The 14567-nt window shown below is 67.5% G+C and carries 15 protein-coding genes and 1 pseudogene; 11 read left to right on the plus strand and 5 right to left on the minus strand.

The window, feature by feature from the left end; all coding sequences use genetic code 11:
- Positions 1-15: 15 nt before the first annotated feature.
- From JGR78_RS15800 to JGR78_RS15830, 7 genes are all read left to right on the plus strand, one after another.
- Complete coding sequence (locus JGR78_RS15800) at positions 16-834, plus strand: cytochrome c oxidase subunit 3 (RefSeq protein ID WP_182791103.1); 819 nt, start codon at positions 16-18, stop codon at positions 832-834.
- A gap of 91 nt (positions 835-925) precedes the next feature.
- Positions 926-1600, plus strand: a complete 675-nt coding sequence (locus JGR78_RS15805; protein WP_182790958.1) for an SURF1 family protein — start codon at positions 926-928, stop codon at positions 1598-1600.
- 10 nt (positions 1601-1610) lie between these two features.
- Positions 1611-2999, plus strand: a complete 1389-nt coding sequence (gene thrC / locus JGR78_RS15810; protein WP_182803443.1) for a threonine synthase — start codon at positions 1611-1613, stop codon at positions 2997-2999.
- Positions 2996-4261: a pitrilysin family protein gene (locus tag JGR78_RS15815; RefSeq protein WP_182803441.1), complete on the plus strand. Its 1266-nt coding sequence runs from the start codon at positions 2996-2998 to the stop codon at positions 4259-4261. The genes thrC and JGR78_RS15815 overlap by 4 nt, the downstream gene beginning before the upstream one ends.
- Entirely contained in the window at positions 4261-4845 is a 585-nt protein-coding gene (locus tag JGR78_RS15820; protein WP_182803439.1) for a GNAT family N-acetyltransferase, read from the plus strand. Before JGR78_RS15815 ends, JGR78_RS15820 begins: the two co-directional genes overlap by 1 nt.
- Positions 4846-4938: 93 nt before the next feature.
- On the plus strand, positions 4939-6333 hold the full coding sequence (locus JGR78_RS15825; RefSeq protein WP_182803437.1) for an FAD-binding oxidoreductase: 1395 nt from the start codon (positions 4939-4941) through the stop codon (positions 6331-6333).
- A gap of 93 nt (positions 6334-6426) precedes the next feature.
- Positions 6427-6879, plus strand: coding sequence for a PACE efflux transporter (locus JGR78_RS15830; RefSeq protein WP_182790953.1), 453 nt, complete (start codon positions 6427-6429; stop codon positions 6877-6879).
- Here the strand turns inward: JGR78_RS15830 and JGR78_RS15835 are convergent.
- Positions 6849-7388, minus strand: a complete 540-nt coding sequence (locus JGR78_RS15835; protein ID WP_182790952.1) for an adenine phosphoribosyltransferase — start codon at positions 7386-7388, stop codon at positions 6849-6851. The two genes, JGR78_RS15830 and JGR78_RS15835, sit on opposite strands and share 31 nt — an antisense overlap.
- Positions 7385-7984 (minus strand): flavin reductase family protein, encoded by a 600-nt coding sequence (locus JGR78_RS15840; protein ID WP_182790951.1) that lies wholly within the window; start codon positions 7982-7984, stop codon positions 7385-7387. Before JGR78_RS15840 ends, JGR78_RS15835 begins: the two co-directional genes overlap by 4 nt.
- 134 nt (positions 7985-8118) lie before the next feature.
- Between JGR78_RS15840 and JGR78_RS15845 the strand changes: the two are divergent.
- Both JGR78_RS15845 and JGR78_RS15850 read left to right on the plus strand, forming a co-directional pair.
- Positions 8119-8601: pseudogene (locus tag JGR78_RS15845) on the plus strand (GNAT family N-acetyltransferase); the annotation flags it as partial.
- Positions 8602-8698: 97 nt separating this feature from the next.
- Complete coding sequence (locus JGR78_RS15850; protein WP_182803432.1) at positions 8699-9511, plus strand: EcsC family protein; 813 nt, start codon at positions 8699-8701, stop codon at positions 9509-9511.
- A 60-nt stretch (positions 9512-9571) separates the two neighbouring features.
- Here the strand turns inward: JGR78_RS15850 and JGR78_RS15855 are convergent, their stop codons facing one another.
- Positions 9572-11122, minus strand: coding sequence for an ATP-dependent RecD-like DNA helicase (locus JGR78_RS15855; RefSeq protein WP_182803430.1), 1551 nt, complete (start codon positions 11120-11122; stop codon positions 9572-9574).
- A 136-nt stretch (positions 11123-11258) separates the two neighbouring features.
- Here JGR78_RS15855 and JGR78_RS15860 point away from each other — a divergent pair, with 136 nt between their 5' ends.
- The gene (locus JGR78_RS15860; RefSeq protein WP_182803527.1) at positions 11259-11567 is read left to right on the plus strand and encodes a hypothetical protein; all 309 of its coding nucleotides are present in this window, start codon (positions 11259-11261) and stop codon (positions 11565-11567) included.
- 71 nt (positions 11568-11638) lie between these two features.
- Positions 11639-12196, plus strand: coding sequence for a lipocalin family protein (locus JGR78_RS15865; RefSeq protein WP_182803428.1), 558 nt, complete (start codon positions 11639-11641; stop codon positions 12194-12196).
- An 80-nt stretch (positions 12197-12276) separates the two neighbouring features.
- Here the strand turns inward: JGR78_RS15865 and JGR78_RS15870 are convergent, their stop codons facing one another.
- Positions 12277-13164 (minus strand): FRG domain-containing protein, encoded by an 888-nt coding sequence (locus JGR78_RS15870; RefSeq protein WP_182803426.1) that lies wholly within the window; start codon positions 13162-13164, stop codon positions 12277-12279.
- Positions 13157-14449 carry a crotonyl-CoA carboxylase/reductase gene (ccrA, locus tag JGR78_RS15875; RefSeq protein ID WP_182803511.1) on the minus strand — a complete coding sequence of 431 codons (1293 nt, stop codon included), beginning with the start codon at positions 14447-14449 and terminating at the stop codon, positions 13157-13159. Before ccrA ends, JGR78_RS15870 begins: the two co-directional genes overlap by 8 nt.
- Positions 14450-14567: the final 118 nt, after the last annotated feature.

A 14567-nucleotide genomic window follows, 5' to 3' on the forward strand; every position in this document is an offset into this window, starting at 1 on the left:
AGAGAGCCCGCCATCATGGCCCACGCCAAGAACCACGATTATCACATCCTGCCGCCATCCCTGTGGCCGTTCCTGTCCGCGGTCGGCGCGTTCATCATGCTGACCGGCGGCGTCTTCTGGATGAAGGGCATGGGCGTGCTGGGCCTGCCCGAATGGGCGGTCTTCGCCGTCGGCTTCCTGCTGGTGATCTACACCATGTACGGCTGGTGGGCGGACGTCACGCATGAGGGCAACACCGGCGACCATACCCCCGTCGTGCAGATCGGCCTGCGCTACGGCATCATCCTGTTCATCATCTCCGAGGTGATGTTCTTCGTCGCTTGGTTCTGGGCCTTCTTCAAGCACGCGCTTTACCCGATGGGCGAGATGAGCCCGATTGTGGACGGCGTCTGGCCGCCCGAAGGCATCCAGACCTTCGACCCCTGGCATCTGCCCTTCATCAACACGCTGATCCTGCTGCTGTCGGGCTGCGCCGTGACCTGGGCGCACCATGCGCTGGTCCATGACAACGACCGCAAGACGGTGATCCGAGGCCTGATCGTGGCGGTGATCCTGGGCGTCGCCTTCACCGCCCTGCAGGCCTATGAATACAGCCATGCGGCCTTCGGCCTGGCGGACACGGCCTATGGCGGCGTCTTCTACATGGCGACCGGCTTCCACGGCTTCCACGTCGTCATCGGGACGATCTTCCTCTTCGTCTGCCTGATCCGCTTCATCCGCGGCGACATGACCCAGCACCAGCATGTCGGCTTCGAGGCTGCCGCCTGGTACTGGCACTTCGTTGACGTGGTCTGGTTGTTCCTGTTCGCCGCCATCTACGTCTGGGGCCGCTGATCCCCATTCACAGCCAAGCAGGCGCGCGGGCAGGTCCCGCGCGCCTTTGCCGTTCAGGGGGCTGATGCCCCATCCGCTCAGGGCACCTTCGATGCTGCGCCGCCTGCTTCTGCTGCTGATTCCGGGGATCGCCCTGACCGCCGTGCTGGCCTCGCTGGGCGTCTGGCAGTTGCAGCGGATGGAATGGAAGGCCCAGCAGCTCGCCGCCATCCAGACCGGGATCGAGCAGCCGCCGGTTCCTTTGCCTGCCACCATTGACCCGTCGCTGCGCTACCTGCCGGTGGTGGTAGAGGGCCGCACCACTGGCGAGGAGATCCTCGTCCTTTCGCACACGAAAGAGCAAGGCGGGGGCTACAACATCGTCTCGGCCTTCGAGACCGCGGACGGCCGCCGGATCATGGTGGACCGTGGCTATGTTCCGCAGGACGACCGCCATGCCGCACGCCCGCCTGTGCCGTTGACGGTCGCAGGCAACCTGCACTGGCCGGACGAGAAAGGCGGATCGACTCCCGAACCCGACGTTGCCGCCAACATCTGGTTCGCCCGCGAAGTGCCGCGGATGGCCGCGCATCTGGGGACCGAGCCGGTGCTGGTCGTCGCCAGCGCCGTGCAGGGCGACGCGCAGGGAGTAATGCCGATCCCGCTCGACATCGGCGGCATCCCGAACAACCACCTCTCCTATGCGGTGCAGTGGTTTCTGTTCGCCCTGATCTGCTTCGGGATGACAATGGCGCTGGCCTGGCGTATCCGGCGACGGACCGACTGAAGGGAAGACGATGCGCTATATCTCGACCCGCGGGCAGGCGCCCGTGCTGCCCTTTGCCGAGGCGATGATGACCGGCCTCGCCCGTGACGGCGGGCTGTATGTCCCCGAGACCATCCCGCAGATGGACGCGGCGGAGATCAAGGCGCTGGAAGGGGTCAGCTACGAGGAAGCCGCCTTCCGCGTCATGCGGCCCTTCGTGGCGGAAAGCTTTTCCGAGGACGAGTTGCGCCAGGCCATTCGCCGCGCCTATCAGGGCTTTGGCCACGCCGCCCGCGCGCCGCTGGTCCAGCTTGCGCCGGGCCATCACCTGCTGGAACTGTTCCACGGGCCTACGCTGGCCTTCAAGGACTTCGCCATGCAGTTGATCGGGCAGTTGTTCCAGATCGCGCTGGCCCGCGAAGGCCGCCGCATCACCATCGTCGGCGCGACCTCTGGCGACACCGGCTCGGCCGCCATCGAGGCGTTCCGTGGCCTGCTCAACGTGGATGTCTTCATCCTCTACCCGCATGGCCGGGTCAGCGAGGTGCAGCGGCGTCAGATGACCACGCCCGACGAGGCCAATGTCCATGCGCTGGCGATCGACGGCACCTTCGACGACGCGCAGGCGCGGTTGAAGGACCTGTTCAACGACCACGACTTCCGCGACGGCGTGGGGCTGGCGGGCGTCAACTCGATCAACTGGGCGCGGGTGCTGGCGCAGGTGGTCTATTTCTTCACCAGCGCGGTCAGCCTGGGGGCGCCGCACCGCCCGGTCAGCTTCACCGTTCCGACCGGCAACTTCGGTGACATCTTCGCGGGCACCATCGCCAAGGCGATGGGCCTGCCGCTGGACCGGCTGGTGATCGCCACCAACCAGAACGACATCCTCGACCGCGCCATGCGGAGCGGCATCTACGAGGTCGGCCGGGTCGAGCCGTCCGTGTCGCCCTCGATGGACATTCAGGTGAGTTCCAACTTCGAGCGCGCGCTGTTCTATGCGCTGAATGGCGATGGTGCAGCCGTGGCCCAACTGATGCAGGAACTGAAGGGCGGCTCCTTCGGCATCCCCCAGGGCGCGCTGCAGCACCTGCGCGAGATCTACAACTCGGGCCGGGTGTCGGAACCCGAGACGCTCGCCACCATCGCCCGCGTCCGCGCCGAGACGGGCGAGGTCGTCTGCCCCCACACCGCCGTCGGCATCAGGGTCGCGGATGACCACCGCAAGCCCGGCGTCCCGATGATCACGCTGGCGACCGCCCATCCGGCCAAGTTCCCCGATGCCGTGGAACAGGCCGTCGGCATCCGGCCCCCGCTGCCGCCGCACATGGCCCGCCTCTTCGACCTGCCCGAGCGTGTCACTCGGGTTGAAAACGACAACGAGGCGCTTAAGTCCTTGATCCTAGAACGGAGAATGGCTTGAACGACGTCCAGATCACCACCCTTCCGAACGGCCTGCGGGTCGCCACCCGCCTGATGCCGGGCCTGCATTCCGCCAGCGTCGGCATCTGGGTCAACGCCGGCGGGCGCGACGAACGCGCCGAGCAGAACGGCATCGCGCATTTCTTGGAACACATGGCCTTCAAGGGCACTGCCCGCCGGTCGGCCCTGCAGATCGCCGAGGCCATTGAGGACGTGGGCGGCTATATCAACGCCTATACCTCGCGCGACGTGACCGCCTATTACGCCCGCGTGCTGTCGGGCGACGTGGGCTTGGCCTTGGACGTGATCGGCGACATCGTTCTGAACCCGACCTTCGACCCGCGCGAGATCGAGGTCGAGCGTGGCGTGATCCTGTCAGAAATCGGCCAAAGCCTCGATACGCCCGACGACGTGATCTTCGACTGGCTACAGGAAGCGGCCTATCCGGCCCAGCCCATGGGCCGCACGATCCTTGGTCCTGCCGAGCGTGTCTCGGCCTTCTCCCGCGACGACCTCGCGGGCTTCGTGGGCGAGCATTACGGTCCCGGCCAGATGATCGTGGCCGCTGCCGGCGCGGTCGATCACGAGGCGCTGGTGCGGCAGGCCGAGGACATCTTCGGTCATCTCAAGCCGCTTGTCGGCGTCACCCGCGAAGGCGCTGTCTGGCAGGGCAGCGAGGCCCGCCGCGTCAAGAAGCTGGAACAGGCGCATTTCGCCCTGGCCTTCGAGGGGCCGGGCTTCCGGGACCCCGACTTCTACGCCGCGCAGATTTGGACCAATGCGCTGGGGGGCGGGATGTCCTCGCGCCTGTTCCAGAAGATCCGCGAGGAGCGGGGGCTGTGTTATTCCATCTTCGCGCAGTCGGGCTTCCACGACGACACCGGGATGGTGACGATCTATGCGGGCACCTCGGGCGATCAGGTGGCTGACCTTGCGCATCTGACGGTGGACGAGATCCGCCGCTCCGCCGGGGATCTGGGCGAAGCCGAGGTCGCGCGCGCCAAGGCGCAGCTCAAGGCCGGGCTGCTGATGGGTCTGGAAAGCCCCTCGGGGCAGGCGGAACGCATTGCCCGGGCACTGTCGATCTGGGGCCGGGTGCCCGATGCCGAGGAGGTCGCACGGCGCATCGACGCCGTGACCGCCGGTGACGTGCGCGACCACGCGCAGCGGATGATCGCGCGGGCGCAGCCGGCGCTGGCGCTGTATGGTCCCGTCCGCAAGGCCCCCGCGCGAGAGGCCTTGGCCCTTCGGCTCGCCGCCTGATGTTCTGGCGGCGCCATGCGCCCCGGCTGGAAACCGAGCGCATGGTGCTGCGCCTGCCGGCGCATGGCGATTTCTCCGCCTGGACCGGCCTGCGGGCCGAAAGCCGCGCCTTCCTGACCCCGTGGGAGCCCGTCTGGCACGCCGACCACCTGTCGCGCCGCGCCTTCACCAACCGCGTCTATTGGGCCGCGCGGGCAAGCCGCAGCGGCACCTCGGTGCCGCTGTTCCTGACGCGCCGCGACGACGGGGAACTGCTGGGCGCGATCACGCTGGACGGCATCCGCCGCGGCCCGGCGCAGATGGGAACGCTGGGCTATTGGATCGGCGCCCCCTTTGCCCGGCAGGGCTACATGCGCGAGGCGATCGGGGCGGTCGTCGGCCATGCCTTCAGTTCGATGGACCTCAGCCGGATCGAGGCCGCCTGCCTGCCCGAGAACACCGCCAGCCGGGGCGTGCTGGAGCAATGCGGCTTCAAGTATGAAGGGGTCGCGCAGTCCTATCTGCAGATCAACGGGCGCTGGCGGAACCACGTCCTTTATTCCTATCTGCGCCCCGACCGGCGCGGGCGGACCGAGGCGGGATAGGGCGCATGGGGGCGCTGCCCCCGCCACTCTGCGAGTGTGAATGGGGCCCCACCCCCATTCACCCCCCGGGATATTTGGGCAAAGGAGAACTGCATGCTGAACCCCGCCGATGATCGCCTGGTCGCCGCCCTGCCGGCAGGCGTCGTCCGCCCGCTGGAGCCGCGGCATCTGGACGAGCCGCGCGGCTATTTCGCCGGGCAGGGCGGGCTGCTGGCGGCGCCGCGCACCGTCGAGGAGGTCGCGGCCATCGTCCGCGCCTGCGCGGAGGCACGGGTGGCGGTGCTGCCGCGCGGGGGCGGGACCGGGCTGGTCGCGGGCGCGGTGATGCCCGACGGGGTTCCACCGCTGGTTTTGTCGCTGGAACGCATGACCACGATCCGCGATGTCTGGCCGGACGAGGATGCGCTGGTGGCGGAGGCGGGCGTCACTCTGCAGCAGGTGCAGGAGGCCGCAGCGGCTGCGGGCCGTCAGTTCCCGCTGTCGCTGGCAAGCCAGGGCACGGCGCAGATCGGCGGCGTGTTGGCCGCGAACGCAGGCGGCACGGGTGTCCTGCGCTGGGGCAATGCGCGTGCGCTCTGCCTCGGGATCGAGGCGGTGATGCCGGACGGGTCCATCCTGCGCGACCTCAAGCGGCTGCGGAAGGACAACACCGGCTATTCCCTGCGGGATCTGCTGATCGGGGCCGAGGGCACGCTGGGGATCATCACGGCGGCGGCGCTGAAGCTCGCGCCGCGTCCGGCGGCGATGGCGACCGCGATGCTGGAAGTGCCCGACCCGCAGGCCGCGCTGCAACTGCTGTCGCTGGCGCAGGAGATGATGGCGGGCTGCGTGACCACCTTTGAACTGATCTCGGGTCAGAGCCTCGCCTTCGTGGCCGAGACGCTGCCCGAAATCCGCCAGCCCCTGCCCGGCGCCCCCTGGTCGGTGCTGCTGGAACTGTCGCTTCCCAAGGGAATGGACCCCGAGGCGGCGGTGGAAGACCTGCTGGGCCGGGCGATGGAGGAAGGCCTTGTCCTTGACGGCGCCATTGCCCAGTCCGGCCAGCAGGCCGCCGAGTTCTGGAACCTGCGCGAGCATTTGCCCGAGGCGAACCGCCGCATCGGCGCGATTTCCTCGCATGACATCAGCCTGCCCCTGTCGGAAATCCCGCGCTTCATCGCGGACGCGGGCGCGATGATCGCGGGGATGGGCGATCTCAGGATCAACTGCTTCGGGCACCTGGGCGACGGCAACCTGCATTACAACGTCTTCCCCGGTCCCGGCCGCACCCGCGCCGATTACGCCGACCTGCGCTTCCGGCTGCCCGAGGCGATCTACGGGATGGTCGTGGAACGCGGCGGCTCCTTCTCGGCGGAACACGGGGTCGGGCGGCTGAAGGTCGCGGATCTCGAACGCTGGGGCGACCCGGTGAAGCTGTCGTCCATGCGGGCGATCAAGGCCGCGCTGGACCCGCAGGGCATCATGAACCCCGGCGCGGTGCTGAGTTGATCCCCATCACCGCCCGGCCTATATCGGACGGCGAAGGACGACCTTCCCCATCATGGGCAGCGCTCGGGACGGCCCGCAAAGGAACCGATCCCCATGCGCACCACCGCCGACCGTATCCGCCACGCCATCCTGTTCGAAGTGATCGGCCTCATCTTTCTGATCGGAGGCGGCGCGCTGCTGACCGGCTTCGACGTCCAGGCCCTTGGCGTGATCGGCGTTGTCTCGTCGCTGGTGGCGACGGCTTGGGTCTTCGTCTACAACTGGATGTTCGACCGCGCGATGCTGCGGCTGCGCGGCAGCGTGGTGAAGACCCATCCGATCCGGGCGCTGCACGCGCTGCTGTTTGAACTGGGCCTGCTGGTCATCCTGCTGCCCTTCATCGCCTGGATGCTGGGGGGGACGCTGTGGCAGGCATTCCTGTTCGACATCGGGATCGTGATCTTCTACCTGATCTACGGCTACGCCTTCAACTGGGCCTATGACCGGATCTTCCCCTTGCCCGAGATGCGCGCGGCTCAGACCCCCTCGAACTCGCAAAGAGCGTGAACCTCGACGCCCATGGCCTCGATCACCTGCCGTCCGCCCAATTCGGGCAGGTCGATGACGAAGGCCGCACCCACGACCTCGGCCCCTAAGCGGCGGCACAGCTCGATGGCGGCGCTGGCGGTGCCGCCGGTGGCCAGCAGGTCGTCCACGATCAGCACCCGCTCGCCTGCACGCAGCGCGTCGTCGTGGATCTCCATCACCGCCTCGCCGTATTCCAGCGCATAGGCCTGGCTGATGACCGCGCCGGGCAGCTTGCCCTTTTTCCTGATCGGCACGAAGCCGGTGGTCAGTTGATGCGCCACCGCCCCGCCGAGGATGAAGCCGCGCGCCTCAAGCCCCACGACCTTGTCGATGGGGATGCCCGCGTAAGGGGACAGCAACTGGTCCACGCAGATGCGGAAGCCGCGGGCGTCGGCGAACAGCGTCGTCACGTCGCGGAACAGGATCCCCTCGTGCGGGAAATCCACGATGGTGCGGATGTAATCCTTGACGCTTTTCTGCCGGTTCATGCCGGACGCTCCATCTCGAACAACTCGGTGACGACCGCGTAATCGCGGTAGCCCATTCGCGAAAGCCAGCCCGAGCGGGTCAGGTCGAACCGCCCGTCCACCAGGCAGTCGTCGCGCAGGTGGATGCCGGTGACGACGCCCAGCACCATGTGGTTCGACTCGCCCGCCAGCCGGATGATCCGGGTCGCCCGGCATTCAAGGCTCGCCGCCGCTTCCGCCACGCGCGGGCACTCGATGGTCTCGCAGGGGACGGCGGTCAGGCCCGCCGCCTTGAACTCGCTTGTCCCGGCGGGCAGGTGGGCCGAACTCGCGTTCATCGCTTCTTTCAGCGGCGCGTCGGCGATGTTGACGCAGAAGACGCGGCTTTCGGCGATCTGCGCCACGCTGTCCTTGGTGCCGGGTCGGTCCCCCTTGGCGCCGGTCGAGGCGAACATCACCTGCGGCGGAACGTAGGCCGTGGCGTTGAAGAAGGAATAGGGCGCGAGGTTATCCCCCTGCCGCCCGCGGGTTGAAATCCAGCCGATGGGCCGCGGCGCGATGATGGCGTTGAAGGGGTTGTGCGGCAGGCCGTGGCCCGCCTCGGGTCGATAGAACATGGCCGGGCCCTTGCTGCTGTGGCGCGGCCATATGAACACGCCCGCCGCCATGGGCAACCGCTTGCACGGCTTTGTTTCTTTCACCCCCCGTGGGTCGATGCTAAGGCCGCGGCGACTGGCGGCGATGAGGTCCGATGTACACGCTGTGCCCCGAAACCGCCGCCGACACCCCCGAGGTCGAGACGCTGCTGGACCTGTGTTTTGGGCCCGGCCGCACGGCGCTGTCCTCCTACCGACTGCGCGACGGCGTGCCCCCGGTGCCCGAGCTTTGCCTGACCATGCGGGCAGGCGACCCGGACGAATCGATGGTCGCCGCCATCCGCTACTGGCCCGTCCGAGTAGGCGGCCGCCCCGTCCTGCTGCTCGGCCCCGTCGCCGTCCATCCGACCGCGCAGGGCGAGGGGCTGGGCGCGTTCCTGATGCGTGAAAGCCTGTCCCGCGCCGCTGCCATGGGCTGGGAACGCGCGATGCTGGTCGGCGACGCGCCCTATTACGGCCGCTTCGGCTTCTCGAAACTCGATCATGTGGAAATGCCGCCCCCCACCAACCCCGACCGGGTGCTGGGTCTGGAACTCCGCCCCGGCGCATGGGTTGGTGTGCGGGGCGCGGTGACGCGCGAGACCCGGCCCGAGGTGCTGGCCGGCCTTGCCGAAATCGACGACCCCGATCTGCTCTCCTCCTGTTCCGAGGTTGAGGTTACGAAGGACGATCCCCATGCCCGCGACCAGCATCACCTCGCGCCAAGCCATTCTGCCGCCGATCGATGATCCGTCCGTCCATGTCCAGATCGACAAGCTCGCTCGCCGCTATGTCGAGGCGGGCGGCTTGGTCATGGAGATGCTCGCCTCGGTCGGGGGCAGCGCGCAGGGACTGATCGACCGGCTGCCGGGCTTTGTCCGCAAGCGGATGGACCGGATCACGCTGGCGGCGCTGAACCGCGCCTTTGACGCGGCCACGCAATCGCGCCGCTATGTCCGCGACCGGGGCGACTGGTTCAACCGGCTGGCCTCGACCGTCTCGGGGGCAGCGGGCGGCATGGCGGGCCTGCCGGGCGCGGTGGTCGAACTGCCGCTGACGGTGACGATGCTCTTGCGCGCGATCCTCGAGATCGCCGCCGAGCATGGCCTCGATCCCGACAGCGACGAGGTGCGGATGGAGGCGCTGCGCGTCTTCGCCGCCGCCGGTCCCATGTCCGAGGACGACGGCACCGACCTCGGCCTGCTGGCCGCCAAGCTCTCGATCACCGGCCAGACCGTGCAGGGCCTCATCGCCCGCATCGCGCCGCGCCTGTCGCTGGTGCTCGGCCAGAAGCTCGCGGCGCAGGCCACGCCCGTCTTCGGCGCAATGGCCGGCGCCTCGATCAACTTCGCCTTCGCCGGCTACTATCAGGAAGTGGCCCGCGTCCATTTCGGCGTCCTGCGTCTTGCGCAGGAAACCGGCCTGCCCCGCGAGGCGCTGACCGAGCGTTTGCGCGACCGCATCGAGCAGCTTCAGGCAGACCGGGGCGCCAAGACCCGCAAGGCCTGACGCCAAGCCGCATCTTTCGGCCCTAAATATCCCCACCGGAGGCTCCGGCGGTGCAACCCTTCACTCCGCCTCGGACTCTGGGGCCGCCAGTTCCAAAGGCGCCGCCTCGACCGTCAGGTCATCCACCGACAGCCCCACCCTGGGACGCGCCAAGGCCGCCCGCGTGACCCAGAACAGCCGCTCCTGCGCCCGCGTGATCGCCACATAGGCCAGCCGCTTCCACAGCGGCAGCCCGGCCTCGATCCGGTTCGACCAGGCGGCGGCGGAGAGATCGGGGCCGAAGACCTGCACCTCGGGCCATTGCGACCCCTGCGCCTTGTGGATCGTCACCGCCGCGCCATGCAGGAAGGTCGCGCCCATGCGGGCGGCGAAGGGGATGAAGGGCTCCTCGACATCCGGCGTCTCGATCTTGACGATGCTGGCCGCCGAAAGCCGCGGCTCGGGCGTGCCGATGACGTGCAGGCGCGAAAAGCCGGGCTTCTTGCCCGGTCCCAGATAGATCACCTGCGCGCCCTTGATGAGGCCGCGCGCCTCAAGGTCGATGCGCTTCTTGCGGTGCTTCAGCGGCAGTTCAAGCCCGTCACAGACCAGGGGTTCCCCCGGCAGCAGCAGATCGCCGGGCGCGCCGTGGGCGGCGCGGAAGGCGGTGATCAGCCGCACCCGCGTCGCGTTGCGCCAGACCAGCGCCGGGCTGCGGGCCATCAGGTCGGCGTCCATCCGTTCCGCCCAGACCACGCGCGGATCGCTGGCGGCAGCCTCGCGCACCAGCCGCTCGAAGGCCGGGAAATCGACGGCTGGATCGGACAGCGCGTGTGCCAGATCAAGGATCGGGCTGTCGTCCGCCTGCCGGTGGATGCGGTGCAGCACCAGCTTCTGCGACGCCGCCAGCCGGTCGAACACCATCTCGCCCGACTGGCCCACCGGGGCCAACTGCGCCGGGTCCCCGAACAGGACCAGCAGGGGAAAGATTTCGCGCAGGTCGTCGAACTGGCGCTCGTCCAGCATGGACGCCTCGTCGATCAGCCCGACGTCCAGCGGGTCCTCGCGCCGCTTCCAGCCCTGGATGAAATCCGACCCGCGCAGACCCGCCGTCGCCAGAGCGCCGGGGATGGACCCGTGCTGCTGGAAGAACAGCAGCGCCCGGTCCAGCGCCTCGTCGGTCAGCCCCTCGATCCGGGGACGCTCGCCGGTGCCGGTCAGCCACTCGGCCAGCCGCTCGTATTCCGGGTCATAGACGGGCGTGTAAAGGATGCGGTGGATCGTCGTCGCGGGCACCCCGCGCGTGCGCAGCACGAAGGCCGCCTTGTTCGTCGGCGCCAGCACTGCGACGGTGCGGGCGTCCTTCTTCCGCTTGCCCTCGTAATCCCCGCTGACTATCTGCACGCCCAGCGCCGCCAGCGCGCGGGTCAGCTCCGCCAGCAGCAGCGTCTTGCCCGATCCCGCCTTGCCCAGCACCGCCATCACCCGGCCCTTGCCCCCCTGAGCGGGCGCCAGTTCCTCGGACAGAAGGTCGATGCCCGCGCTCGTCAGCGCCCCGGACAGCGCATCCCATGCCTCAGCCTGATCAGGCGAGAAGGCGGGCAGGGTGGGGGAGGCCGGGGAAAGTTCCATGCCGCATCCTAGCGGCACCGGCGGCGCACCGCCACGCCCGGCGGCAATTTTCGCCGCGACGGACCCAGCGCCGGGTCAGGGCGTTGAGCGGCTGAAGACGCCCCCGCGCGCCGCCACCAACAGGAAAGGATATTCCATGAGATACCGGCATCATCACCGCCCCGACCCGCTGCTGCCGCTGCTGGCGCTGGCGGGGATCGCCGCGCTGGCGTTCTCGTTCCTGCGCGACACCCGGCCGCGCAGTTCGTCGTCCAGGCGCGTCCCCGATGGCATGGCGGCCATCCACCCCAAGGTGGCGGAAGGCACCGATGAACTCTGCGCCCCCGGATTCGTCCGCGATGCGGGACCAGAATCGATGCGCGACCGCCCGCGCCGCGGCTGGGACCGCGTGGACGAGCAGGCGGACGAATCCTTCCCCGCCAGCGACCCGCCCGGCAACTACTGATCGTGAGACCGCGTGTCTGAACGATGCGGGACTGCCCGCGTTGTCCCGCCACACCACACAGGAGATCCCAGATGAGATTCACCCTCGGCCTTGCCGCATCGCTGCTGATGACCGCACCCGCCTTCGCGCAGGACGCCGGCACCACCGCCGCGACCGAGATCGACCCGCAGGCCTATGTCGGCACATGGTACGAGATCGCCCGCACCCCCGCCCCCTTCCAAGAGATGTGCGCGGGCGGCGTGACCGCGACCTACGAGCTGATCGATGAGGCCACCGTCAAGGTCACGAACCGCTGTGATGCCGAGGGTGGCGAGACTCAGGGCATCACCGGCGAGGCCGAGGTGGTGAACAACAACTTCAACACCCTGAACGTCTCGTTCTCGGTCGGTGAGGAAAGCCAGGGCGTGAACTATGTCGTGGCCGCCGCCAGCGACATCGAGGACGGGCAATACCAATGGGCGGCCGTCCAGTCGCCCGAAGGCCCGATCGGCTGGATTCTCGCGCGTGAGCCGCAGATCGACGCCGAGACCCGCCAGCAGGCCGAGGCGGCGCTGGCTGAAACGGGCCTCGACGTGTCGCAACTGACCGACACCGCGCAGCCGCCGCAGAGCTACCAGCCCGGCCAGTAATCCTTCACGGGAGAAGGCTGCAATGCCCAAGATCGGCGCCAAGATTCGCTGGCGCCGATCCTTATCTTGCGGTTATCGGATCAGATGCTTTCGACCTTCCACTTGCGCGCGATATGCCTAGCCACGTCTTCTAGGTCAGGGAACATGGTCCGGTGGTTTATGGCAAACAGTTCTAGTTCGCGGCGAAGGTCCGGCTTGGCCTCCTTTGAGATGATGGCTTCGGCCCTTGGGAATGTCGAACTGCCGCCGACCCTTTGGTAGGAATTGAGCCCCGACGCGATGAACGCCCCGCTTTGTGCAATGATGCGGCGATTGCTCTGCTTGGCCCTGACCAAGTAATAGGTCGTCAGATCCTTTGGTTCGACGCGATCCTCAAACGCCGGCTTTTCATCGCGCACGAAATGAAGCAGCCGGCGCATGGACTTGTGACTGCGGAACTTCTCTACCTCCGCCGGATCGTCGCTTTTGACCTGACTACAGGCATTGCGCAGATCCTCTCGTTCCTTGCTGGTGAGACGGGCGATGTTGCAGATCAGCGCAACCGAGTCGCTGTCGGGATATTTGATCCTGTCCGGGGCGAAGCCGAACATATACAATTGGCCATCCGTCCGGTCGTCGGTCCCAAGGCTGAAATAGGCCCCGACAAGCGGATTCATGGTCACATCCAGCAATCGTGTCGGCAGCGCGTAATGCTGCGCACGTACCAGTTTTTCGAACATGGTGCGGTCCGACAGGAACGCATCGCTTGAATACAGCAGCAGTTCGCTGATGATGTTCTGTTCCGCGTCAGCGCGCAGGCTGCGCTGGACGGACGGCAGCAGCGAAAATGCGGCGTCCTCATGGCCGCGATAGCAAACCTCCCCTGCCTTTTCAAACAGGGGACAGCCTTTCACGTCCTTGACCCAAGCGATAAGGTCGCCAACGCTGCTGATCTGCCGGCCCTTGGGGACCGTTTCGGAGTCAACCATTTTCCCTTGCTTCCAGCGCGTCCTCGAAGGTCCGCAGGCCCGTGCGCGGGGCCTGCACCAGCACCGCCATGTTGCCCGGCTTGTGTTCGTTGCGCAGCATCTTCACATGCGCCTGCGGGATCTCGGCCCAGGGGAAGACCTCGGACATGCAGGGGTCGAGCCGGCGTTCCAGCATCAGCCTGTTGGCCGCCGCCGCCTGCTTCAGATGGGCGAAGTGCGATCCCTGCAGGCGCTTCTGGTGCATCCACATGTAGCGCACGTCGAAGGTGCAGTTGAAGCCGGTGGTGCCGGCGCAGATCACCACCATGCCGCCCTTCTTGCAGACGAAGACCGACACCGGGAAGGTCGATTCGCCGGGATGTTCAAAGACGATGTCGACGTTCTGGCCCTTGCCGGTGATGTCCCAGATGGCCTTGCCGAACTTGCGGACCTCGTTGAACCAGTCCTTGTATTCGTCGGATCCGACCTTCGGCAGCGCCCCCCAGCAGTTGAAGTCCTTGCGATTCAGGACGCCCTTGGCCCCGAGGCCCATGACGAACTCGCGCTTGTCCTCGTCCGAGATCACGCCGATGGCATTCGCCCCCGCTGCGTTGATCAACTGGATCGCATAGGACCCGAGGCCGCCCGAAGCCCCCCAGACCAGCACGTTCATGCCGGGCTTCAACTCATGCGGCTCGTGCCCGAACAGCATCCGGTAGGCCGTGGCCAGCGTCAGGGTGTAGCAGGCCGATTCCTCCCAGGTCAGGTGCTTGGGGCGCGGCATCAGTTGCTGGGCCTGGACGCGGGTGAACTGGGCGAAGCTGCCGTCCGGCGTCTCGTAGCCCCAGATGCGCTGGGTGGGGGAATACATCGGGTCGCCGCCGTTGCATTCCTCGTCGTTGCCGTCGTCCTGGTTGCAATGGATGACGACCTCGTCGCCCACCTTCCAGTTGCGGACCTTGTCGCCGACCGCCCAGACGATCCCCGAGGCGTCGGACCCCGCGATGTGATAAGGCTGCTTGTGGACGTCGAACATGCTGATCGGAACGCCAAGACCAGCCCAGATGCCGTTGTAGTTGACGCCTGCCGCCATCACCAGGACCAGCACCTCGTTGCTGTCGATGGTGGGGGTGTCGACGACCTCAAGCTGCATGGCCTGGTCTGGTTCGCCCTGGCGTTCGCGACGGATCGCCCAGGCATACATCTGTTTCGGCGCATGGCCGAGGGGCGGCATCTCGCCGATTTCGTACAGGTCCTTGATCGGCGCGTCGTAGGGGGCGATCGCGGACGGGGCGTCCAGGGCCATCATGATCTCCTCGCGTTCATGCCGCAGCGCAGAAGCCGGGCTTGCGAGTCGAGTGCTATGCGCGGCCAAGCAACATTGCAATAGATGCAGCGGAAAGTGACGCAACAATATGTCTGGC

Origin of the sequence: Paracoccus sp. MC1862 (genome assembly GCF_016617715.1) — a bacterium.
Lineage (GTDB): Bacteria > Pseudomonadota > Alphaproteobacteria > Rhodobacterales > Rhodobacteraceae > Paracoccus.